Here is a 21770-nt window from a genome sequence, read left to right as displayed (position 1 = left end):
GACTCAGCAGCATATGGCGCGGCTAGCCGCGCCCTTTGCCCGAAAACAGACTCATCAGGATTTTCACCAACTGCCGGGCAATGCGGCTGCCAAGACTGCGCAAAACCGACTTGCCCAGGGTTTCGGCATAACCCTGGCGCGATCGACCGCGCGGTTTTGGCTTGTTCTTTTGCGGTTCCCGCTCCTGTTGCTGGGCAGCCGCTGCAGCGGCGACGGCCTCGGCATTCTGCTTTTGCTGCTGGCGCGCAAGTAGCAGTTCGTGTGCGGATTCGCTATCCAGCGTGTGCTTGTATTTCGCCTGCATATCCGAGCTGTCTATCAGCTCGGCCTTGCGCTCTGCCGCCAGCGGGCCAATCTGTGACCGGGGCGGGCTGACCAGGGTCTGTTCGACCGGGGTCGGAATGCCTTGCTCATCCAGCACGGACACCAGCGCTTCGCCCACCCCCATCTCGGCTATGGCGCGCTTGACGTCCACCTCCGGGTTGGGGCGAAAGGTTTCCGCCGCCACCCGCACAGCCTTCTGGTCTTTCGGTGTAAACGCGCGCAGGGCGTGCTGTATTCGGTTGCCCAGCTGGCCGAGGACATCCTCCGGAATATCCCCCGGGTTTTGGGTGATAAAATAAATACCCACCCCTTTCGATCGAATCAGGCGCACCACCTGTTCAATGCGGTCAACCAATGCCTTGGGGGCGGCGTCAAACAGCAGGTGAGCTTCATCAAAAAAGAAAACCAGTTTGGGCTTTTCCAGATCGCCCGCTTCGGGCAGAGTCTCGAACAACTCCGTCAGCAACCAAAACAGGAAGCTGCTGTAAACCGAGGGGTTGAGAATCAGTTTATTGCCGCTGAGAATATTGATTACACCGCGACCGGCACTGTCACAGCGCATAAACTCGGCTATCTGCAACGCCGGCTCCCCAAAAAATGTATCACCGCCAGCGTCACTGAGGGTCAACAAGCGGCGTTGAATAGCACCGATACTCTGGGGTGATACGCGCCCGTAGTTTTTGCCAGCCTCGGCGGTATTGTCCGCCAGCCAGCTGAGCATGGAACGCAAATCCTGCAGGTTCAGCAGCGGCAACTTGCGATCTTCCGCCACCGCAAAGGCAATAGAGAGGACGCCAGCCTGGGTTTCATTCAAGTCCAACAGGTGGGCGATCAAAACCGGGCCCATATCGAGAATGGTGGTTCGTGCAGGCGTGCCGTCCTCGCCAAACACATCCCAAAACTGCACCGGATAGTCGCTAAAGCCATGCTCCTGCAAACCAATTTTTGCAATCCGCTCTGCCACCTTGGGGTGTTCTTTGCCCGGCGCTGCGAGGCCGGAGAGGTCGCCTTTTACATCCACCAAAAACACTGGCACACCGAGATCAGAAAAACCTTCGGTCAGTACCTGCAGGGTAATGGTTTTGCCCGTTCCGGTAGCCCCGGCGATCAGGCCATGGCGATTCGCCATGCGCGGAAACAGTTGCACTTGTTCACCACGTGCATTGGCACCAACAATAACAGGATTAGTCATAACGCGGCCCGCCACTCTCCTGGCTGAAGAAATTTCTTGTGCGAGAAACAGATAATGCAGCGCCCCGTAACAGCCAAGGCCGGCGCACGCCGAACAATAAACTGGTACAGGGAACTGCACTGCGATGTTGATTGTGTAACTACAACTGTATAACTACAACTGTGTAACTGCTGCCCGGTATCGACAGAGACACCTTACAGTGCGGCCAAATCCCCATCAAACTGGGCTGCTGCAGCATCCGTAAACTCAAATGCGGTGCGGATATATTTCAGGGTTTTAAGCTCGGTTTCAGTGACGCTCTGGCCATCTTTGGCTGAGGCGATAAGCTCCGCGGCTTCGGCTTTGGAAATTTTTCCCTCGCCTCTGCCGGTTGTGTGAGCCTTGGCCAGGTCCAGCAATTCCTTTTCGTATTTTTCACCATCAATAGTAACGTAAGCCATAATATTTCCTGCCTTTTTGGTTTTGGTATTGCCATGAATTAGCAATACACAGTGGATAAAGATTTACTTTAGTCAGCGAAGCAGAAACTCCACTCAGGTGACGGTTTAACACTCTTGCTCATGTTCAGCAATCCTGCGCGCTACGAATACGCGACAGCTTTTAAAAAAACTTTTTCGCCATCCCCATCAAGCCACCGACACCGCCGGCTGACTCCAGCAGACTGCCGCCGCTACTGGCTTTGTCCACCATTTGGGGCAACACATCGGCCAAACCACTCGCCGCAGCGCCGGTGTCGACGCCTATTTTGGCGGCGAACTCTGCCAGTTTTCCTTCACCCAACAGGGAGGTCACCCACTCTGGTGAGATGTTTTTATTTTCGCCGTCACCTAACCAGGAGCTTACTACTCCGCCCAGATCGCCGGAAGACATCATTTTTGTCGCCAGGCCAGCGAGATCTACATTACCTTCGCCATCGCCCAACAATGCCGACAACGCCGGCATTATCGTATCGGCATTAGCACCCAGTTTTTGCGACAATAACTCAGCGCCCATTTTCAGAATATCCATAACACTCTCCAGCTGCCATTGAATGCTCCGGCGAAATGCCTGGAGCCTGCCCGGTACCGCCCTCCTGTTACAAATTTCCAATCGGGGCTACGAGCATCGAACGCTCGGTAACAAGGACATGATCCATTGTGACGACTTCGGGACAAATTGATAGCCGTGACCGGCCGCTTTTACGAAACGTTTACAATGTGCAGAAGAGGCATTGCCGAATATGAGAGGTAAAAGGATTATTCGTGCGCCATCCGCAACATCATCCGCTGTTTACGGCGCCACAGATTCTATATCGGACCCTGGGTGTTTACCGGTAACACGCTGTTCTCCTTAACCACTTGCAGGCTGAACTGGGATTCGATATTGGTGACCCCGGCGAAGTGCAGAATGTGGTTCATACAGAGGTCGGAGAAGTGATCCATGCTGGTGGCCACCACCTTCATCAGGTAATCGTAGGAACCGCTCATGGCGTGGCACTCGATGATGTACTCCTCCGCCTCCACCTGTTGCAAAAACTCCCGCCGCTTGCGCTCGTCCTGCTTCTCCAGCGACACCAGTACAAACGCCGTAACTTGCAGGCCGATTAAGCGCTGGTTCAGCTTGGCCGAGTAGAAGTCGATAACGCCGGCATTTTCCAGCGCTTTAATGCGCCGCAAACAGGGTGATTCGGACAAACCAACCCGCTGCGCGATCTCCACATTGGAGAGGCGGCCATCGCGCTGCAACAGGCGCAGTATGTCTCGTTCGGAGCGATCCAGTTTCATAAGGTGACTTCCGTCTTTTTTTATAAATTAAAAGGTGGATTCCTGCTAACTATACCGTAATAACCGCCACAATAGACGTAAAATTGCAGCCCAATCGCGGTAAATTATCAACCATGGCAAGGGCTTGAGCCCCCGCATTTTTAACACACGCTATTGGCATATAAGAGAGAGGATTGAGAAATGGCTGATTTATTTGACAACCCCATGGGACTGGACGGCTTCGAATTCATCGAGTTTGCCGCCAAAGAGAAAGGTATCCTCGAGCCAGTACTGGAAACCGTCGGCTTTACCCGGGTAGCCACCCATCGTTCCAAGGATGTAGACCTGTGGCGCCAGGGCGGGATCAACATGATCGTCAATTACGAGCCCAAGTCACCCGCTGCCTACTATGCCGAAGAGCATGGTCCCTCTGCCTGCGGCATGGCCTTCCGGGTGCGTAATGCCCGCAAGGCCTACCAGCGTGCGCTGGATTTGGGCGCCCAGCCCATCGATATCCCCTGTGGCCCAATGGAGTTGAAATTACCCGCCATTCGCGGCATCGGCGGTGCCATCGTTTACCTGATAGACCGCTATGAGGAAGGCGCCTCCATCTACGACATCGACTTCGAATTCCTGCCCGGCGTAGAGCGTCACCCCGAGGGCTGCGGCTTCAAGCTGATCGACCACCTGACTCACAATGTCTACAAGGGCCGCATGCAGTACTGGGCCAACTACTACGAGAAGCTGTTCAATTTCCAGGAGAATCGTTTCTTTGACATCAAGGGTGAATACACCGGCCTGACGTCAAAAGCGATGGCGGCGCCGGACGGCAAGATCCGCATTCCCCTGAACGAGGAAGCCGGCGGCAACGGCCAGATCGAAGAATTCCTGATGACCTACAATGGCGAGGGCATTCAGCACGTCGCCTTTATCTGCGACGATTTGCCCAGCTGCCTGGACAAGCTCAAGGCCCGCGGCACCAAACTGATGACGCCACCACCGGCCACTTACTACGAGATGCTAGAAGAGCGCCTGCCCGGGCACGGCCAGGATGTGGCTGAACTGCAGCAGCGCGGCATTTTGCTGGACGGCAGCACCGAGGGCGGCAAGCCGAGACTGCTGCTGCAAATTTTCTCCGAGAATGCGGTGGGGCCGATTTTCTTCGAGTTTATCCAGCGCAAGGGCGACGAGGGTTTCGGCGAAGGCAACTTCAAGGCCCTGTTTGAATCCATGGAGCGGGACCAGATCAATCGCGGCGTTCTGAAGACAGACAAAGACCCGGTCGCCTAGGGGCCACTCCGACAACACTGAAGCACCTGCAACTCTCCGTCTATCCCTGACGAATTGCGCGGGGGGGCGGTGGCGCTTTTGCAACCGGTATTTCGGGCAACCCTGCCAGCGCTTAGCTGGCAGCCAGCGTATATACCTTACAAACACGGGTTACAGGTAGTAGTATGGGCAGGCGGGCCTTTCACCGGGCCCTGTTTCTATGGAGGTTGCCAGCCAAGAGGATGCTCGCCATGGCCCGCAAGACCGGTGCACTGCTCGCCAACATATTGCACGCAATCAAGCTCTTCCCCCCCAATTACTTGCGCTCGATCCTCGGCACCCGCGACAGCTGGAAGCGCGCCAACAACCCCGATACTGAGCTGCAACTGACGGAGTGGCGTCATTTCCCCGGCAACTTGCGCACCGCCCAGAGCATCCTGCTGCCATCCGGAGCCGGCCGGCCAGGCTGGCTTCCGCAGCATGCTGACGAGGTCGGCCTGTTCCGCGACTCCTCCACTGCACTCTATCCGCCCCAGTCCAGTGCCGCCGGTCACTTCCCGCGGGAGAGCTGGCTCTTTCTCAACGGTATGTGCGCCGACCAAAAGATTGCCGACCTCAACGCCGCTTGCCTCTATCGGATGTTCGGCCGCCCCCTGACCATGCTCCACAACCAGACCCACGGCTTCGTCCTCGACCTGGCCGAGTGCGCGGTGGGCAAGGGCTGGCTGGCAGCCACCGAGGCGGTGCGCAGCCTGTTCCCGGCGTTCTACTCGGAACTGAAACGGCCTGACATCGATCGTGTGGTGCTGATCGCTCACTCCCAGGGCACCATCCTGGCGGCCATTTTCCTCGATCTGCTGGGGGAGCTGCTGGGCCAGCCACCCAGCAACGACAGCCTCGAACTGCAACACGCCGAGCGCCTCCTGGCCCGCGACCGCGAGACCCTGCACAAGCACGACGCCCGGGTGCTGCTGCCCGCGGCCGGGCCTGCCGGCGCCTCCCTGCTGCGCCTGGCAGAGCTCAGCAACAGCGTCGAAGAACAGCTTTCGTCGACGGTGATGCACTGGCTCGACTGGAGTGGCGACGCCGCCCTCGGCCTGCCGCCCCTGACCGAGCAGGAACTGGCGAAACTGGAAATCTATAATTTCGCCACCTGCGCCAGCCATATGCCCTACCTGGTAAAGGGCCCTAACCCGCTGCCCTATATCGAGCACTTTGGCAACCACAAGGACCTGGTGGCGCGCCTCGGCATGTTTGCACCCAGCCGCGGCCTCGGCAGTACCCACCTCGACGGCCACCGCTTTGTGCGCGATGAAGGTTGGGGGCATTTGCTCAACGCCCACTACCTGTTCCCGCTGGAGCAGGCATGGCTCGACTCCAACCACAGCGGTTTCACCGCCGCCGCTGACCCGGCGCTGGAGTCGCGCCTGAAGAGCTACTACCAGCAACCGGCCAACCCGGCGGTGCCGGCCGTCTGATCGCCGTCTGATAGATAGTATTGCGTGTTGGGCGACATTCCCCTCGCCCAGCGCATTCGCTACACTGGCCTCACATTTTTCTCACATTTTTATTTCCCCCGGAGTGCAGGTGAACCAATCCAGTCGCGTCATTTTCTTCGCCACGGTGATCATACTGGTGCTGCTATTGTGCTATTTGCTGGCGCCGATTCTACCCCCATTTCTGATCGGCATGGCGCTGGCCTACCTCGGCGACCCCATCGCCGACCGCCTGGAACGCTGGCGCCTCAATCGCACCGCGGCGGTGTGCGTGGTGTTTGCGGTCATGACCCTGGCCTCGATCCTGATCCTGCTGATCCTGTTTCCGATGGTGGAACAGCAGGTGCGCTCGGCCATCGCTGCCATCCCCTCACTGGCGGAGAAAATCAACCAGCTGGTCATTCCCCGTATCAACGAGCTCGCGGGTACCCAGCTGCCCACCGCCAACATGGCCTCGATCAGCGAGGCGGTGCGCAGCCACTGGCAGCAGTTCGGCGGCCTGCTGGGCATTATTGGCCGCTGGCTGGGTGATTCCACGGGTGTGTTTATTGCCCTGGCCGCCACCGCCACGATCACACCGGTAGTCACCTTCTACCTGCTGCGCGACTGGGATCTGATGACCGCCCGCCTCCATGACCTGCTGCCGCGCCGGATCGAACCCAAGGTGATGCAACTGGCGCGGGAAATGGACCTGGTACTGGCCGAATTCGTGCGCGGGCAGCTGCTGCTGATGGCGGCGCAGGCGGCCTATTTCAGTATTGCCCTGGGCTTGATCGGCCTCGACCTCGCCCTGTTGGTAGGCCTTATCGCCGGGGGGCTCAGCTTCGTTCCCTACCTGGGCCTGATCATTGGCCTGGGCTCGGCCCTGATCGCCGCGGCGCTGCAGTTCCAGGAGTGGCTGCCGCTGCTGCTGATACTCGGGGTATTTGGAATTGGTCAGGTATTGGAAGGCGCACTGCTGCAACCGCTGCTGGTGGGCGACCGCATCGGCATGCACCCGGTGGCGGTGATCTTTGCGGTTATGGCGGGCGGCCAGCTGTTCGGTTTTGTCGGTGTGCTACTGGCCCTGCCCGCAGCAGCGGTGATCACCGTGCTGCTGCGCCACATTCATGACTTCTACAAGGGCAGCGAGCTCTACCAGCGGGGGACGCCGGTCAAGCCTGCTGGGGAAACGCCGCCAGTAGAGGGCAGCGACTGAACGGCGGCCCGCGGCGGGCCACCACTGCAACCTAAAGCGCGTAGCTCAGGCTCATGCTCAGGCCGGCATCGCGACCCACCTGTAAACCGTTGTAGTACTCGGACACCGGCAACAGCCATTCCAGCCCCAGGCGAATGCCCGCCAGCGGCCCCTGCTGGGCCACCAGGTTTACTCCAAGCCCCAATTCAACCCACTCGCCACCGTAGTTGGCCTGCAAGTCCGGTGGGCTGCTGTGACCGTGAGGGCCGTTGTAGTGACCGTTGATGTCTTCGCGCTTCTCGTACTGCAACCGCGCCGAGGCACTGACCCAATCTGCCAGCCGATAAGCTCCCCAGGCCAACACATTGAACTGGTCGCCAAAGGCAAAGCCGGAGTCGTTGGCGCTTTCCAAACGCCATTCACCACCGAATTGGGCGCCCCAGCTCAGCAAGCCAGCCACACCGTTGTAGGTAATACTCGGCACCAGGTCGTAGGTACCGGAACCCAGCTGCATGCCGTAATGAACAAAACGGCCATCGGCCTGCTGCTCGTCCACGGACCCGGTAGGCAGGCTCACTCCCAACGTGGCGTGCACCTGGTGCGGCCCGCGCTGGTACACCCGCAGCAATGCGGCCAGGGTAGTATCGCCCCAGCCGGAGACGCTGTGGTCGTGGCCACCAGTGTGGGAGGCGCCACTGTGCGCCCCCATGTCCATGCCGCCCATAGCGCCGGACATTGCCACACTGCGCATGGACATATTCATAGTCATATACTCGGGCATCAGCATCAGTGTGATGTCGTCATTGAGCGCGTACATAATGTCCAGCATGTGCATATCCATGCTCATCGAATTGGCCACCATACTGTAGCCGGCGGCGGCGGCAACGCTGTCGCTGACCTTATCGCTGCCGCTGTAGAGACCGCTGAAATCGCGGCTCATGGTGCGGTAGCCCACCATCCACTCCCCCTGGCGGTGCTGGTGATCAGCCATTACCCCGGCGGGGGCGTGGCTCTCGGGGCGATAGCGGACCTGATCATTTTGGTGGGCAAAGCTGGTGCTGCTGGCGAGCGCGAGGCCCGTGGTAATCACGCAAGAAAAGAATTTCATAATTTTAAAACTCACACGCAGAGCGTCACGGCCCCCATTCGGTGAGCCGCAATCGCGAAAATCAAAAGAAGTGTTTTCAGATTTAGCCGAGCGCAGAGGGCGGCGGCGGTGCGCGTGACAGGGGCAGGCGGTAGGCGAGCGGCGTCAGCCGCAGAGGTCGCCAAGCGACAAGCGGCGCCGACACCGGCGCTGGTGTGAGGGCATCAAGCCAGGTATCAGCCAGTGCGCTATCGACACCCGGCACCGAGAACTCACAGCCGAAATCACCGGCACTGTGGCCGTGATTACCGTCGTGCCCCCCGCTCGGGTCATGCTCAGCGTGCTGGTGGTGGTGCGGTTGATCATCCGCCAATAGCGCCAGTAACCGGGCACTGCGCAGATCCCCCGGGCACAGCGCGACCGGCCCGCCCTGCCCCAGCGCAGCCGGCATAAAGCCAGCCGGCATGCAGGCGCGGGTCAAGAGAAAGGCCAGCAGAAGCCAGGCAGAAATGTGAGTTCGTCGGTGCACAGCGAATATCAGTAACAAAGCCGGGCGCAGAGGATAGTATGAATGCTCCTGATTTGCCAGACCGGATCAAGGCGGGCTCGCTTTGGCGCCGTCGAGAATACCCAGTTATTTTCACCGGCATCACTGACGTGTTGTTCGAGCCTGACGGCGACCCGGCTGGAGCCAACTCTTATTCCAACATAAGTATCCGGCAACGAGACCACCGCTGTTCCTAGCTTAACCCTGCGACGGCACTTGCCGCGGCTTACCCCTTTTTCGAGGTTCTATAGTGCCCTACAGAAAAAGCTCTTAAATCAGTCCAGCTGATCCAAGAGCTCTTACAGTTACTCTTAACCTATTTTTGCAAAGGCCGAATTGCTTGTACACCCACCGCTTTGGAATATTCCTCCCAAGCCAGCTTTAACTCTTCAAGCTTTTCAGGGTTGCTTTCAGACAAATCAATTTGCTCAGCCGGGTCGTTGGCCAAATTGTACAATTGCCATTGACCGGTGCCCGCCGGCGGATTTAATAAAAGGATTTTCCAATGCCCTTTTCGAATTGCCTTACCACCATGAAGCTCAAAGCCCATAACATAGTCATCATTATGAACCCGGCCATCTTTGCTGGTTAGCATATCTACCATAGATGAGCCACGCATGGGTAAAACGTTATTCTCTGTATTGCCTGCTGAATAAGGATGTTTTGCATTACCAAGCTCTATCATAGTAGGCATTAAATCCATCACTGAAACAAAACCATCATACTTTTTAGCATTAACCATTTTAGGAAAATGAACAAAAGCTGGCGTATTAATTCCACCTTGCGCTGTAGAGCCTTTATATAAACGATGCACACCACTTCCAGCTCGCGCCCATTCAGGTCCATACATTACATATGAGTTAATTTTACCCATGTTCTCGTAGCTATTATCACAACACGCTTTAACGTATTCAGGTAAGAACTTCCTGTAAACTCTTGATTCAGGTGTATTATACTCTGTACCATTATCAGAAAAGAAAAAGATAATGGTATTTTCATAGAGTCCTTTCTCTTTTAGATGGCTTACAAAGTCACCAATAGCAGCATCCAAATCAGAAACCATTGCTGCATATATTTCCATCTTCCTGGCAGAAATCTTTTGCTCTTCAGCAGTTAAGCTGGCCCATGGCTTCAGGTTTTTAGGCAATTCAGGTACATCAGTTGATTCAGGAATTAAGCCCATTTTTTTTTGATTAGCGACACGATTAGCTAAAAGTACTTCGTAACCTTCATCATATTTACCTTTAAATTTAGCAATTGACGCATCAGGTGCCTGTAAGGGCCAATGAGGAGCCGTATAAGCCAAATAGGATAAAAATGGTTTCGTGCTATCGCGCTCATCTATATATTGTGCCATCTTGTTTGTATAAAAAGGCGATGAATAGAAGTTCTGAGGTAATGTTGCCGGCTTACCATTTTCCAGATAAGTCGCTTTTTTAGCGAAAGGCATCATTGAGAAATCATCAAAGTGGCCTGCCCCTCCTTCTAACAAAGTAAAAGAGCGTTGAAAACCTCTAGCAGATGGCACTTGATCTTCTTTATACCCTAAATGCCATTTACCTACCATTAGGGTTTCGTAGCCTGCTTCAGCCATTACTTCTGGCAAAGTTGCGACGCGGTTATTCAAGTACCCTTCATAACCAGGCTTTTCGAGAAGATAGCGTGCACTAGACCCCATAAATTCTTTCATTGCACCGATTCCAGCTTGATGGTTATCTGTACCTGAAAGTAGCATGGCGCGAGTGGGTGAACAGGTAGGCGCTGTGTGGAAATTAGTAAGTTGTACGCCAGATTTGGCTAATGCATCAATATTAGGCGTAGGAATTTCACTCCCAAAAGCACCTATATCGGCCATACCCAAGTCATCAGCAACTATTACTACAATATTTGGACGCTGCTCATCTTTGCCGACTTCAAATTTATCTTCTGCGGTGGTTTTAATATATCCACCCTCACCAGAACATCCCATCAATACAATAAACAGGACCAATAACACTGAGCTGGAAGTTATTTTACACAGTCTTTTATGGCTCATTTTCTTCCCCGAATAAATATTTATATGCACTATAAGAATAAGAAAGGGTCAATACCCGAGCCCACCAATTTACAGTAGATAGCGGACTATTGGCAATCGAGTTGAATGTCTTTTTAAACTCTCCATCGGGTTTTCATTGATTGCTGGCGAGCAAACTATTGTGGGCAGACGAGGTGCGAACCAGCGACAAACTCTCTTGAAGAATTGATTCTACTCGGTCTCTTGCGACGCTGCCTTCCGTCCGCATAAGGGTTACTTTCTCTATTGGTGTCTAGTCTTCGATAGTGAAGTGATTCAATAGATGTGACCAGCCCAGTTAAGGAGTTAAATCCTGAACCTGGAGGCTGAACATGACTACAAGAAAGAAGTATTCAAAAGAATTCAAGCTGGATGCTATCAGTCTGATGCTAGAGCAAGGTTATACGCGAGCGGAGGCAGCGCGCAACCTGGAAATTAATGCCAATATGCTGGGTCGCTGAATACAAGAGCATCAAGGTGGCGATGGGCAGGCGTTCCTGGGTAATGGCAAGCTGACGGAGGAGCAGGCCGAATTTGTCGATTGCGAGAAGAGAATCGCCGCCTGAAAATGGAGAAAGATATTCTAAAAAAGGCGACGGTCGGAATGCCTCACCACTTCTTTGCAAAGGAAGCGCGTTAAAGTACGCGCTCATTACCCAATATAAGAAGACTTGCCTGTAGATGTGATGTGTCGCCTACTGGGTGTAAGCCGCAATGCCTATTACCAGCGAGGTAGGGGTCAACAGAATGAACGCCCAGATCCTGATCATCAAGCGATGCTGGCAGCGGTAAAAAAGATTGGGAAATCCAGTGGTTACAGCTACGGCTCCCGGAAAATACGGCGGTGGCTTAATGCACTAGGTTATCCAGTGGGTCGCAGAAAGGCACGGTCTTTGATGCGCGAAACAGGTGTCAGGGCACGCTACCGCAAGAAGTACAAGGTGACGACCAATAGCAATCACAAACAACCGGTACTTGAGAATGTGTTGGCGAGACAGTTCGCCACGGACAAACCAGATCAAGCGTATGTCTCAGACATTACTTACATCTGGACCCAGGATGGCTGGCTGTATCTGACAATGTTTATCGACCTGTTCAACCGTCGGGTAGTGGGTTGGAGCATGGGGTCGCGAATGAATCCCCACTTGGTTACTGATGCACTGCGTATGGCCATGTGGAGGCGGCAACCGGAAGCAGGATTGATCGTGCACTCGGGCCGGGTTTCACAGTACGCCAGCAAAGCATACCGGCGCCTACTGAGGGAATATGGATTTGTAGGCAGCATGAGCCGCAAAGGAAACTGCTGGGACAATGGTGTGCAGAGAGCTTCCTTGGGAGCTTGAAGAAAGAGCGCGTCCAGTGGAAACAATATAAAACTCGTGACGAGGCGAAGCAGGGTATTCTGGATTACATTGTGTTGTTTTATAACAGCTGGCGGCTGCACTCCTATCTGGATTACAGCAGCAGCTCCAATGATTACGAATCAGCTATGGCTGAACTGAAGAAAGTTGCTTAACTGGTCTGTCACAAATTACTTGACCACTCCAGTTTGATGATTACTTCGAACCAACCCTTCAGTGCCTGGGACTAAATCTTCGACAACAACATGATGACGGTTGCCGCTATCGACCGCCTGGTACATCACGCCACCATTCTGGAAATCAAGGGCAAGAGCTACCCTAAAAAGGCTTCACTCAATAGAAGGGAGATGCAAATCATGAGCTGACGACAATCACCCCCTATCAACCAACAAAGTTAACTGGCGCAATACGCCTTTACATGCGTGGATAATCTCGCGCTAGCAGAGTAGTGGTGGCCAGCTCAGATGAGCGCATTCGCTCAATGCGCACGCCGATCAGAGCTCAATTGAAGCTTCGAGCTACTCCGTGGACCGTTGTGTCAAATTCACGGGCAGCATTTCACTGGCAAAACGGATGTGTTGTTCGAGCTTGACGGCGCATCGCTGTTAACCAGTTGGCGACCGGGTAACCCAGTCGGCTCTGGCCTCTGCCACCAGGACCGCGAGATCAGTGAAGTCGTAGCAGGAGCCGCGCCTTGCGCGAGGAATGCCATCCATAACAGTACACCAAGCTTTTTCATATTCAGGCCCTCTGGTCTGGTTCATGTTTGTGATGGTCAGGGCTTGGAAACTCGACCACCACCGATTTGCTACCTTTCGTTACACATAGTAACACTGCCGTTTGTGTTTAGCTAGCTGGAAAGGGATTACTTTGTCGACCTGATTGGGTTAAAAAACTTAATAAGATAGCTAAAACTACTATATATAGTAGGAGTGACGATAAAAACGCTCACTTAGCCCCATATACAGCAAGTGTAAATTAGTGTTACTTATAGTAATATAAATCCCTATCTATGGCAGTGGTTTCCGTTTCTGGCATCAATTCAAGTCGCAACCTGATTTCATCCCAATTGGCGACAAAGGGGCCTCTTCTGGTTCGCCAAGTTTTGGGGGGGATACCTACAATATTCTGCTACCGCCTTTAATAGTTTGCTGTTCGGCGACAATTAGCGTGGCCGGTCGGCCAAGATAGTTGACGCCAGGCATTAAAGCATTGCATCCATTTAAAGATGGAAATGGAAGGATTGGCCGCATATTAATAATATTAATGCTATGGCGATCCGGGACTTTTTCAGCGCCTCATTTTTATGTCAGCGGCTACTTTGAAGAAAATAAAGATGAGTATATTGATACCATACGGCGCGTGCCAGAAAGTGGGAACTGGGACGAATGGTGCTCTTTTTTCCTGGTGGCAATTGAACAGCAAGCAATTAGAAATCTAACCATCGCTGAGAACATAAGGGCACTCTATGAAGAGATGAAACAAAAATTTTCTGAGATTCTGTCTTCGAAATGGAACGTAGTCGCACTTGATTTTGTCTTCACAAACCCAGTATTTCGCAACAATAAATTCACATCCAATAGCGGAATACCTTCAGCCACCGCGGCGAGATCTACACGGGCAATGCCGGATAACAATATAATAATTACGATCGAGGAGGCCTCAGGAAGATTTGTTGGTATCGACTCTGAATTGCACTAGGATACCAACAACGATACCTACCCAATTTGCCGGACGCCATTGGATACCAACAGACCATGCTGGACACCCAGGCACAAAAAAGCCCCGGCTGGCGGGGCTTTCTGTACTTTTCTGGATTACTCCAGACTTTGATATGGTGCCCAAGGCCGGACTTGAACCGGCACGGCTTACGCCACTACCCCCTCAAGATAGCGTGTCTACCAATTCCACCACTTGGGCATAAACTTTTACTGAGGAATATCCGCTGGATCCTGAGCTGCAGGTATGTCCGACGCTGGTGCGCCACCTGCATCAAACGCGGGCACATCACCCACTGGGACGTCGCTGTCACTCTCTTTGGCTCCGGCCTGAACAGCTGCCGGTATTGCTGCAGCATCATCAACCATCGGGACACCGTCCGTCATGCTGATGCTCGCTTGTTGCTTGGCAACTATAGCCAAACCAAAACTGGTTATAAAAAATACGGTTGCCAATATGGCCGTCGCCCGGGTGAAGAAGTTGCCTCCGCCCTGGCTGCCGAAAACGGTCTGCGATGCACCGGAACCGAACGATGCGCCCGCCTCTGCCCCTTTGCCTTGCTGCAAAAGAATCAGAGCGATAATCGCCAGTGCCGTGATCACGTGCACTACCAGAATGATATTTTCCATCACTACGCCTTAAGGCTCGTCACTGCTCACTCGCAGCAACAATCGTTCATGTAATTTCGCTTGTCCGGACTCGCTACTGCGCCGCCCGACAAATGTCGTAAAAATCTTTACTGTTCAAAGAGGCTCCGCCTACCAGCGCGCCATCTATATCCTGCTGGGCAAACAACTCAACGGCGCTGCCTGGCTTGACGCTGCCGCCATAGAGCACCCTGACGTCCTGCGCCACGCCGCCCAACTGCTGCCGAATAAAGGCGTGCACCTCTTGCGCCTGCTCCGGGCTGGCGGTCAAGCCTGTACCTATTGCCCATACCGGCTCATAGGCTATAACGGAGCGGGTCATGGCCTCAACTCCAGCCAATTTTGCCACTGCCCGCAGCTGCTCTCCCACTACCGCCAGCGTCTCTCCGGCCTCTCGCTGGGCGAGGGTTTCGCCAATGCAGAGTAAAGGAACCAAGCCCTGGGCCTGGGCAGCCACAAATTTGGCGGCTACCTGGGCATTGCTTTCGGCGTGATACTCGCGGCGCTCCGAGTGCCCAACTATCGCGTAGCGACAGTTAAATTCGGACAGCATCGCGGCGGATATTTCACCGGTATAAGCCCCGGACTCCGCGGCGCTAACATCCTGCGCCCCTAACAGTACCGCTTGGCCTGCCAAGGCCTGTTGCAATTGGGCTAAATACACTGCTGGTGGACAGACCGCGACTTCAGCGTTCTGCTGTCCCTGCCACAATCCGGCAAATTCTTGCAGCCACTGACTGTTAGTCTGTTTGCTGCCGTTCATCTTCCAGTTGGCTACCACCAAGGGTCGTCGCATTACTCACTCACCGAGACTATTGTCCCACCGAAGCTTTAGGCTCCAGCCAAAACGGGCGCAAATGGTAGCGGAAAAGATCATAGGTTACAACGCCTTATCGCCGTTCTGGAGCAATTTTTAACGCTGTTTAGGCCAGCGCCTGCTCCACCGATTCGGCCAGCTCCCGGGTTATGCGCTCGACCACCTCCGGATCTTCCCCTTCAACCATCACTCGTACAACCGGCTCGGTGCCGGACGGCCTAAGCAGCACCCGACCACGGCCCGCCAATTCGCTTTCCGCTGCTTTTACCGCCTGGTCAATAGTGGTGTTGCCGTGCAGGTTCATATCACCGCTGGCACGGACATTGATCATGTGCTGCGGCAATTTGCGCATGCCCTGCTTGAGATCATGCAAACATTTGCCGGCTACGGAAAGTGCCAGCAAAACCTGCAAAGCTGCCACAATGCCGTCGCCAGTGGTGGTCACGTCGTTACAAATAATATGCCCGGAGTTCTCGCCTCCCAGTGACCAACCGAGCGAGTTCATCTGCTCAATCACATAGCGGTCACCCACCTTGGCGCGCGCAAAGGGGATATCGAGCTGCTGCAGCGCCAATTCAAAACCATAATTGCTCATCAGGGTGCCAACCACACCGCTACAGCCCCCGGCAAATTGCTGCTTGTAAAGCGCGATCAGGTAGAGCAACTCGTCACCATCGACAACCTCACCCTTGTGATCGACAAACACCACGCGATCGCCGTCGCCGTCAAAAGCGATTCCCAAGTCGGCCTTGGTTTCCAGCACCCGCTGCTGCAACTTCTGGGGCTCGGTAGAACCGCACTCGTAGTTAATATTCTCGCCATCGGGCGAGACCGCCAGCGCGTCAACCGTGGCGCCCAGCTCCCTGAATACATTGGGGGCCACGTGATAGGTCGCACCGTTGGCGCAATCGACAACGATTTTCACCCCGGCCAGGCTGAACCCCCAGGGCAGGGTGCCTTTGCAGAATTCGATATAGCGGCCGGTGGCATCAGCGATACGCCAGGCCTTGCCCAACCGCTCTGCCGTAGTGACTGGCAACTCCAGTTGCGCCTCAATGGCCAGCTCGATGTCGTCTGGCAACTTGGTGCCGGTGCCGCTGAAAAACTTGATGCCGTTATCATAATAGGGGTTGTGCGACGCACTGATGACAATGCCGGCCTGGGCATTGAAGGTGCGCGTCAGGTAGGCGATGGCCGGCGTGGGCATAGGCCCCAGCAGGCCGACATCGACACCGGCGCTGATTAACCCCGCCTCCAGCGCCGACTCGAACATATACCCCGAGATGCGCGTGTCCTTGCCAATCAGGATGCCCTTATTGCCAAGAAACCGGTTCGCCAGCACCTTGCCGGCGGCCCAGCCCAGCCGCAGGACAAATTCCGGGGTGATAGCGCCATCGCCCACCCGGCCGCGAATTCCGTCGGTACCAAAATATTTACGTGACATTAACTGCCCCTCTTAACCTGTCTTATACCGCAGAGCCTACCGCGGACCACACACGCAATACGTCAACGGTTTCCCGCACATCGTGAACTCTTATAATTTTAGCACCCGATTGGGCCGCCAGCAGTGCCAGCGCCAAACTTCCTGCCAGTCTTTGATCCACATCACGGCCGGTGATCGGGCCAAGCATTGATTTGCGCGACATCCCCACCAGGATGGGGTAGCCCTTTTTCGCCAGTTCGGGCAAATGCCGCACCAGGCTTAAATTTTGCTCCAGGCTTTTGGCGAAACCAAAACCCGGGTCCAGCAGGATCCGATCCGCTGAGATCCCTGCCTGCTGCGCCGCGCCTGCCCGCCCCAGTAAATAGTCCAGCACCTCCGCAACCACCGACTGGTAGTCGGTTTGCTGTTGCATGGTCTTCGGTTCGCCGCGCATATGCATCAGGCAGACGGGCAAACCCGTGGCGGCAGCTGCCTCCATGGCGCCCTTGCGCTGCAGGGCACGAACATCGTTGATAAGCCCGGCACCGGCTGCGGCCGCTTCATGCATCACCTCCGGGGTACTGGTATCGACCGAGATAACCACATCCAGCTCGCGATCGATGGCGGCCACTAGCGGGATGACGCGTCGCAACTCCTCGGCAACGGACACAGGCTCGGCTCCTGGCCGGGTCGATTCGCCACCAATATCCAGAATATCGGCGCCAGCTGCGACCATATCCCTGGCCCTGGCCAGCGCAGAGTCGAGATCGAGCGCGCCGTCACGCTGCAGCTGACCACCGTCTGAAAAGGAATCCGGCGTAGTATTCAGAATTCCCATAACGGCAGGCCGGGACAAATCGAGATTGCGTTTGCCGCAACGCAACAGAGAGGTCATAGAGATATCGCTACAAATAAACGGGGGAAAACGGGACCCGGAGCCGGGTCCCGAAGGTGACTAGTGATGTTCAGCCGGACCGCCGATCGGGTTGCCTTTCTTGCCATTGTCCGCCGGCTTGTCTTTGACTTCTTCGTCCTTGATATGGCCGCTAAAGTCATCGTCATGCCAGTCGCGAGGCGGGCGCACCTTCTTGCGCTTCATCAGGTCGTCCACCTGCTCCGCATCGATAGTCTCGTACTCCATCAAGGCATCCTTCATCGCTTCCAGGATGTCCCGATTCTCTTCCAGCAGGCTTCTCGCCTTGGCGTAGCACTCATCGATTATCTTGCGCACTTCCTCGTCGATGGCCTGCGAGGTAGCTGCGGAATAGTTCGGGGCGCCACTCACACCGGGCATACCAGTCTCATCTTCGCCGTAGTGAAGGGGACCCAGCTTTTCCGACAGGCCCCACTTGGTCACCATATTGCGTGCCAGACTGGTGGCTCGCTCAATGTCATTTTGTGCACCGGTGGTGACCCCATCCTCGCCCAGAGTCATGGCCTCGGCTATCCGCCCGCCGAACAGGGTACATACCTGGGATTCAAGGGCGCGTTTACTAAGGCTGTATTTGTCGTCCTCCGGCAGGAACTGGGTGACGCCGAGCGCGCGACCGCGCGGGATAATGGTAACCTTGTGCACCGGATCGTGCTCGGGCACCAGACGCCCCACGATGGCGTGCCCCGCCTCGTGATAGGCGGTATTCTGCTTTTCTTTTTCCCCCATAACCATGGATTTGCGCTCGGCGCCCATCATGATCTTGTCGCGAGCCTTCTCAAACTCTTCCATGGTCACCAGGCGCTTGTTGGAGCGGGCCGCAAACAGCGCCGCCTCATTCACCAGGTTGGCCAGGTCAGCACCGGAAAAGCCGGGAGTACCGCGGGCGATAATCGACGGCTTGGTCTTTTCATCGATTGGCACCTTGCGCATATGCACTTTGAGGATCTGCTCGCGACCGCGAATATCGGGCAGGCCGACGAATACCTGGCGGTCAAAACGGCCGGGGCGCAGCAGAGCTTTATCGAGTACGTCCGGACGGTTGGTCGCGGCGATAACAATGATGCCCTCATTACCCTCGAAGCCGTCCATTTCTACCAGCAGCTGGTTAAGGGTTTGTTCGCGCTCGTCGTGACCGCCGCCGTGACCGCCCCCTCTGTGGCGACCAACGGCATCGATCTCATCGATAAAGATGATACAGGGGGCCTGCTTTTTGGCCTGGTCAAACATGTCCCGCACTCGGGACGCACCCACACCGACGAACATTTCCACAAAGTCGGAGCCGGAGATAGAAAAGAACGGCACCTTGGCTTCGCCGGCGATAGCTTTGGCCAACAGGGTTTTACCAGTACCGGGAGGTCCGGCCATCAGCACACCACGGGGGATCTTGCCGCCCAGGCGCTGGAACTTGGATGGGTCGCGCAGGTACTCTACCAGCTCCTGCACTTCTTCCTTGGCCTCGTCAACGCCAGCCACATCCGCGAAAGTGGTTTTGATCTGGTCTTCACCGAGCAGCCTGGCCTTGCTCTTGCCAAAGCTCATCGGCCCGCCCTTGCCGCCAGCACCGCCCTGCATTTGCCGCATAAAGAACATAAAGACGACGATAATCAACAGTATCGGGAAGCTGGCCACCAGCAATTGCTGCCATAGACTCGGCTGCTCGGGCTTCTGGCCCTTCACTGTGACGTTGTGGTTGAGCAGGTCATCCATCAGGCGGTCGTCAGCGATCTGCGGCCTCACTGTCTCGAAGCGGCTGTTGTCATGACGGGTACCGACAATGATCAGGCCGTCGACGGATACTTCTCGTACCCTGTCGCTTTGAATTTCTTTGACGAACTCACTGTACGTCAAGGTGTCCTGGGCTGTTTGCGGGTTAAAGTTCTGGAACACTGCCAGCAGAACCGCCGCAATTACTAGCCACAAGATCAGATTTTTTGCCATGTCGTTCAATCAAGCACCCTCGTATAAAACTCTTTAAAGCGACCACCGCCTGTAAACAACGGCCCCGCCTCTCTTTTCCGGCCTGTCAGCCCAGACCCAGCAATCCGGGACTATAGATATATAGTGCTGGCACAGATAAATGGATCAACCTGCAGTATACCCTGTATACGACCTCTAAACGATGTCGAAGGTGCCAAACGTCCGTGCAGATACTGACACTCAACCACTGAGAAAGCCTTTTGCAACCACAAAGACCTCCCTGGATCGAGCCCTGGAGGAATCCGGTTTGCGTATCAATACGCTTTTGAAGGAAGTTCTTGCGTCTTTGACCAGCTCGTCAAAACCTTCACCCTGAAATACTTTGGCCACAAAAAAGCCATTTGGTTTCAAGGTTGCCCTCGCCATATCCAGCGCCAGCTCTACCAGGTACATGGCACGGGGCTGATCAACGTCGGCCATACCACTCATATTGGGGGCCATATCGGAAATTACAACGTCCGCCTTGCCTTTTCCGAGCTGGGCCAGCAGCTGCTCGAAGATTTCATCCTCGGTGAAGTCTCCCTGGATAAATTCCACATTGGCCAGTGAGTCCATCGGCAGAATATCCGACGCGATCACACGCCCCTTGAGCCCAACCAGCTTGGCGGCCACTTGACTCCAGCCACCCGGTGCCGCGCCCAGGTCGAGCACTGTATCCCCGGCCTTGATAACCTTGTCTTTTTTATTCAGCTCCAATAGTTTATAGCTGGCCCGCGAGCGATAGCCATCCTGCTGGGATTGCTTTACATACTGATCCCCGAAATGCTCATCCAGCCACCGATTACTGCTTTTTGACCTGGCCATACTTCCTACCGAACCTATATTGCATCGAAGTTTGAGTTACAATACCGCCCTTTCTGCGATTGCAGGGCAATATTCACAGCTATTTTGGACCATTGTATGCCTTTAACAAACGAGCGTAAAAAACAATACCGTTCTATCGGTCACACTCTCAATCCGGTGGTCACCATAGCCGGCAAAGGCCTGACCGAGGCGGTGCTGGAAGAGGTTAACAGGGCCCTGGAAGACCACGAGCTGATCAAGGTAAAGCTGGCGATTGTTGACCGCGACTTGCGCAAACAGGTTGTCGAGCAGCTGTGCCAGCAATCCAGGGCGGAGAGCGTGCAGGAAATTGGCAAGGTAGTGCTGCTGTACCGGGCGGCGCAAAAGCCCAACCCGAGGCTGTCGAACATATTGCGCTAATGGAATGGGCCTGACGGCCCTGGACGGAAGGTCCCCGAGCCGCCTGCAGCTGTAAGCTTGTAAAAGCTACACAGGCAACTGACAGAAAGCCCCGTGCCGGTAATCGGTTGGGGCTTTTTTGTGGGCGGAGTATAGGGGCACAGGACACCAATCCACGAACACAAAAAAAGGCCCATTGCGCAGCGATGGGCCTTTTTGATTTAAGCGGCTGACAATGACCTACAGTGGGATGAAGGCTTTGCCTCCATCCGCTTCGCGGCGCCCTGCGGCGCCCCCTCCCCGCGCCGACGGCGCAGGGGAGGTCACATGTTGCCCGTTATACAGTGACACTAACTCATAGTATCTTTAAATTAAAAAAGGGCCCGTCGCGTTGCGACGGGCCCTTTTTAATTTAAGAGGCTGACAATGACCTACTCTCACATGGGGAAACCCCACACTACCATCGGCGATGCTTCGTTTCACTACTGAGTTCGGGATGGGATCAGGTGGTACCAAAGCTCTATGGTTGTCAGCCAAACTGGCTTGGATCGGTTGGAGTCTGATGCGCTGTTACGCGCTGCTCTGGCCGTGTCCAAATAGGGTGGTGGATGCCCTCCAGGGATGGAGGGTACATCGCTTTTGCAGGAGCAAAAAGCGAGTATAAAGTTGTTTACCGATCAATCGTGTGTATTTCTCACTGTCGTACCTGTCCGTGCATTGTCCGCACACTTCAGTAACTTCAGTTATATGGTCAAGCCTCACGGGCAATTAGTACTGGTTAGCTCAACGCCTCACAACGCTTACACACCCAGCCTATCAACGT

At 55.0% G+C, this 21770-nt stretch carries 18 protein-coding genes, 1 tRNA gene, 2 rRNA genes and 2 pseudogenes; 7 read left to right on the top strand and 16 right to left on the bottom strand.

The window, feature by feature from the left end:
* Nucleotides 1-22: 22 nt before the first annotated feature.
* The 4 genes from G8764_RS19475 to G8764_RS19460 form a co-directional block, all read right to left on the bottom strand.
* Nucleotides 23-1516: a helicase HerA-like domain-containing protein gene (locus G8764_RS19475; RefSeq protein ID WP_166166955.1), complete on the bottom strand. Its 1494-nt coding sequence runs from the start codon at nucleotides 1514-1516 to the stop codon at nucleotides 23-25.
* Between the two features lie 194 nt (nucleotides 1517-1710).
* Entirely contained in the window at nucleotides 1711-1956 is a 246-nt protein-coding gene (locus G8764_RS19470) for a hypothetical protein (protein WP_166166952.1), read from the bottom strand.
* A gap of 160 nt (nucleotides 1957-2116) precedes the next feature.
* Nucleotides 2117-2524: a YidB family protein gene (locus G8764_RS19465; protein ID WP_166166950.1), complete on the bottom strand. Its 408-nt coding sequence runs from the start codon at nucleotides 2522-2524 to the stop codon at nucleotides 2117-2119.
* Between the two features lie 278 nt (nucleotides 2525-2802).
* A complete protein-coding gene (locus tag G8764_RS19460; RefSeq protein ID WP_166166947.1) occupies nucleotides 2803-3279 on the bottom strand; it encodes an Lrp/AsnC family transcriptional regulator in 477 nt (158 codons plus the stop codon).
* A gap of 180 nt (nucleotides 3280-3459) precedes the next feature.
* On the opposite strand from G8764_RS19460, the gene hppD reads away from it, so the two are divergent.
* The 3 genes from hppD (at nucleotide 3460) to G8764_RS19445 (ending at nucleotide 7221) form a co-directional block, all read left to right on the top strand.
* Nucleotides 3460-4548, top strand: a complete 1089-nt coding sequence (gene hppD, locus G8764_RS19455) for a 4-hydroxyphenylpyruvate dioxygenase (RefSeq protein ID WP_166166944.1) — start codon at nucleotides 3460-3462, stop codon at nucleotides 4546-4548.
* Between the two features lie 230 nt (nucleotides 4549-4778).
* Complete coding sequence (locus G8764_RS19450) at nucleotides 4779-6005, top strand: hypothetical protein (RefSeq protein ID WP_166166941.1); 1227 nt, start codon at nucleotides 4779-4781, stop codon at nucleotides 6003-6005.
* Between the two features lie 109 nt (nucleotides 6006-6114).
* Entirely contained in the window at nucleotides 6115-7221 is a 1107-nt protein-coding gene (locus tag G8764_RS19445; RefSeq protein ID WP_166166938.1) for an AI-2E family transporter, read from the top strand.
* Between the two features lie 31 nt (nucleotides 7222-7252).
* On the opposite strand, the gene G8764_RS19440 is transcribed toward G8764_RS19445, so the two are convergent.
* From G8764_RS19440 to G8764_RS19430, 3 genes are all read right to left on the bottom strand, one after another.
* Nucleotides 7253-8308 carry a transporter gene (locus G8764_RS19440; RefSeq protein ID WP_166166935.1) on the bottom strand — a complete coding sequence of 352 codons (1056 nt, stop codon included), beginning with the start codon at nucleotides 8306-8308 and terminating at the stop codon, nucleotides 7253-7255.
* 82 nt (nucleotides 8309-8390) lie between these two features.
* Entirely contained in the window at nucleotides 8391-8816 is a 426-nt protein-coding gene (locus G8764_RS19435) for a hypothetical protein (protein ID WP_166166932.1), read from the bottom strand.
* 334 nt (nucleotides 8817-9150) lie between these two features.
* The gene (locus G8764_RS19430; protein ID WP_166166930.1) at nucleotides 9151-10869 is read right to left on the bottom strand and encodes an arylsulfatase; all 1719 of its coding nucleotides are present in this window, start codon (nucleotides 10867-10869) and stop codon (nucleotides 9151-9153) included.
* A gap of 350 nt (nucleotides 10870-11219) precedes the next feature.
* Here G8764_RS19430 and G8764_RS19425 point away from each other — a divergent pair.
* The 3 genes and pseudogenes from G8764_RS19425 to G8764_RS19415 all read left to right on the top strand — a co-directional run bounded on the left by G8764_RS19425 (nucleotide 11220) and on the right by G8764_RS19415 (nucleotide 13949).
* Nucleotides 11220-12403 (top strand): annotated as a pseudogene (locus G8764_RS19425) (IS3 family transposase).
* Nucleotides 12404-12613, top strand: a pseudogene (locus G8764_RS19420) (ATP-binding protein); the annotation flags it as partial.
* Between the two features lie 826 nt (nucleotides 12614-13439).
* Entirely contained in the window at nucleotides 13440-13949 is a 510-nt protein-coding gene (locus G8764_RS19415; protein WP_166166927.1) for a Fic family protein, read from the top strand.
* Nucleotides 13950-14083: 134 nt separating this feature from the next.
* Here the strand turns inward: G8764_RS19415 and G8764_RS19410 are convergent.
* The 7 genes from G8764_RS19410 to rlmE form a co-directional block, all read right to left on the bottom strand.
* A tRNA-Leu gene (locus tag G8764_RS19410) sits at nucleotides 14084-14168 on the bottom strand.
* An 8-nt stretch (nucleotides 14169-14176) separates the two neighbouring features.
* The gene (secG, locus tag G8764_RS19405) at nucleotides 14177-14596 is read right to left on the bottom strand and encodes a preprotein translocase subunit SecG (RefSeq protein ID WP_166166924.1); all 420 of its coding nucleotides are present in this window, start codon (nucleotides 14594-14596) and stop codon (nucleotides 14177-14179) included.
* A 73-nt stretch (nucleotides 14597-14669) separates the two neighbouring features.
* The gene (gene tpiA, locus G8764_RS19400; protein WP_166166921.1) at nucleotides 14670-15410 is read right to left on the bottom strand and encodes a triose-phosphate isomerase; all 741 of its coding nucleotides are present in this window, start codon (nucleotides 15408-15410) and stop codon (nucleotides 14670-14672) included.
* A 127-nt stretch (nucleotides 15411-15537) separates the two neighbouring features.
* Nucleotides 15538-16875 (bottom strand): phosphoglucosamine mutase, encoded by a 1338-nt coding sequence (glmM, locus tag G8764_RS19395; RefSeq protein WP_166166918.1) that lies wholly within the window; start codon nucleotides 16873-16875, stop codon nucleotides 15538-15540.
* A gap of 22 nt (nucleotides 16876-16897) precedes the next feature.
* Nucleotides 16898-17692 (bottom strand): dihydropteroate synthase, encoded by a 795-nt coding sequence (folP, locus tag G8764_RS19390; protein ID WP_207951982.1) that lies wholly within the window; start codon nucleotides 17690-17692, stop codon nucleotides 16898-16900.
* A 117-nt stretch (nucleotides 17693-17809) separates the two neighbouring features.
* Complete coding sequence (gene ftsH, locus G8764_RS19385) at nucleotides 17810-19726, bottom strand: ATP-dependent zinc metalloprotease FtsH (RefSeq protein WP_166166912.1); 1917 nt, start codon at nucleotides 19724-19726, stop codon at nucleotides 17810-17812.
* 219 nt (nucleotides 19727-19945) lie between these two features.
* Entirely contained in the window at nucleotides 19946-20569 is a 624-nt protein-coding gene (gene rlmE / locus G8764_RS19380) for a 23S rRNA (uridine(2552)-2'-O)-methyltransferase RlmE (RefSeq protein ID WP_166166909.1), read from the bottom strand.
* 96 nt (nucleotides 20570-20665) lie between these two features.
* On the opposite strand from rlmE, the gene yhbY reads away from it, so the two are divergent.
* Entirely contained in the window at nucleotides 20666-20968 is a 303-nt protein-coding gene (yhbY, locus tag G8764_RS19375; protein ID WP_166166906.1) for a ribosome assembly RNA-binding protein YhbY, read from the top strand.
* A gap of 397 nt (nucleotides 20969-21365) precedes the next feature.
* Here yhbY and rrf read toward each other — a convergent pair.
* A 5S ribosomal RNA gene (rrf, locus tag G8764_RS19370) occupies nucleotides 21366-21481 on the bottom strand.
* A gap of 213 nt (nucleotides 21482-21694) precedes the next feature.
* Nucleotides 21695-21770, bottom strand: a 23S ribosomal RNA gene (locus tag G8764_RS19365); the annotation flags it as partial.

The organism is Pseudomaricurvus alcaniphilus, from assembly GCF_011440395.1.
In the GTDB taxonomy this organism is placed as follows: Bacteria; Pseudomonadota; Gammaproteobacteria; order Pseudomonadales; family Cellvibrionaceae; genus Pseudomaricurvus; species Pseudomaricurvus alcaniphilus.
The sequence above is the reverse complement of the archived record's forward strand: the minus strand, read 5'-3'. Positions and strand labels throughout refer to the sequence as shown.

Coding starts and splice junctions, on each gene's coding strand:
- folP (WP_207951982.1), bottom strand. CDS start 17,692: ATGGGAATTCTGAATACTACGCCGGATTCCTTTTCAGACGGTGGTCAG.
- G8764_RS19460 (WP_166166947.1), bottom strand. CDS start 3,279: ATGAAACTGGATCGCTCCGAACGAGACATACTGCGCCTGTTGCAGCGC.
- rlmE (WP_166166909.1), bottom strand. CDS start 20,569: ATGGCCAGGTCAAAAAGCAGTAATCGGTGGCTGGATGAGCATTTCGGG.
- secG (WP_166166924.1), bottom strand. CDS start 14,596: ATGGAAAATATCATTCTGGTAGTGCACGTGATCACGGCACTGGCGATT.
- tpiA (WP_166166921.1), bottom strand. CDS start 15,410: ATGCGACGACCCTTGGTGGTAGCCAACTGGAAGATGAACGGCAGCAAA.
- G8764_RS19430 (WP_166166930.1), bottom strand. CDS start 10,869: ATGAGCCATAAAAGACTGTGTAAAATAACTTCCAGCTCAGTGTTATTG.
- G8764_RS19450 (WP_166166941.1), top strand. CDS start 4,779: ATGGCCCGCAAGACCGGTGCACTGCTCGCCAACATATTGCACGCAATC.
- hppD (WP_166166944.1), top strand. CDS start 3,460: ATGGCTGATTTATTTGACAACCCCATGGGACTGGACGGCTTCGAATTC.
- G8764_RS19475 (WP_166166955.1), bottom strand. CDS start 1,516: ATGACTAATCCTGTTATTGTTGGTGCCAATGCACGTGGTGAACAAGTG.
- ftsH (WP_166166912.1), bottom strand. CDS start 19,726: ATGGCAAAAAATCTGATCTTGTGGCTAGTAATTGCGGCGGTTCTGCTG.
- G8764_RS19465 (WP_166166950.1), bottom strand. CDS start 2,524: ATGGATATTCTGAAAATGGGCGCTGAGTTATTGTCGCAAAAACTGGGT.
- yhbY (WP_166166906.1), top strand. CDS start 20,666: ATGCCTTTAACAAACGAGCGTAAAAAACAATACCGTTCTATCGGTCAC.
- glmM (WP_166166918.1), bottom strand. CDS start 16,875: ATGTCACGTAAATATTTTGGTACCGACGGAATTCGCGGCCGGGTGGGC.
- G8764_RS19440 (WP_166166935.1), bottom strand. CDS start 8,308: ATGAAATTCTTTTCTTGCGTGATTACCACGGGCCTCGCGCTCGCCAGC.
- G8764_RS19470 (WP_166166952.1), bottom strand. CDS start 1,956: ATGGCTTACGTTACTATTGATGGTGAAAAATACGAAAAGGAATTGCTG.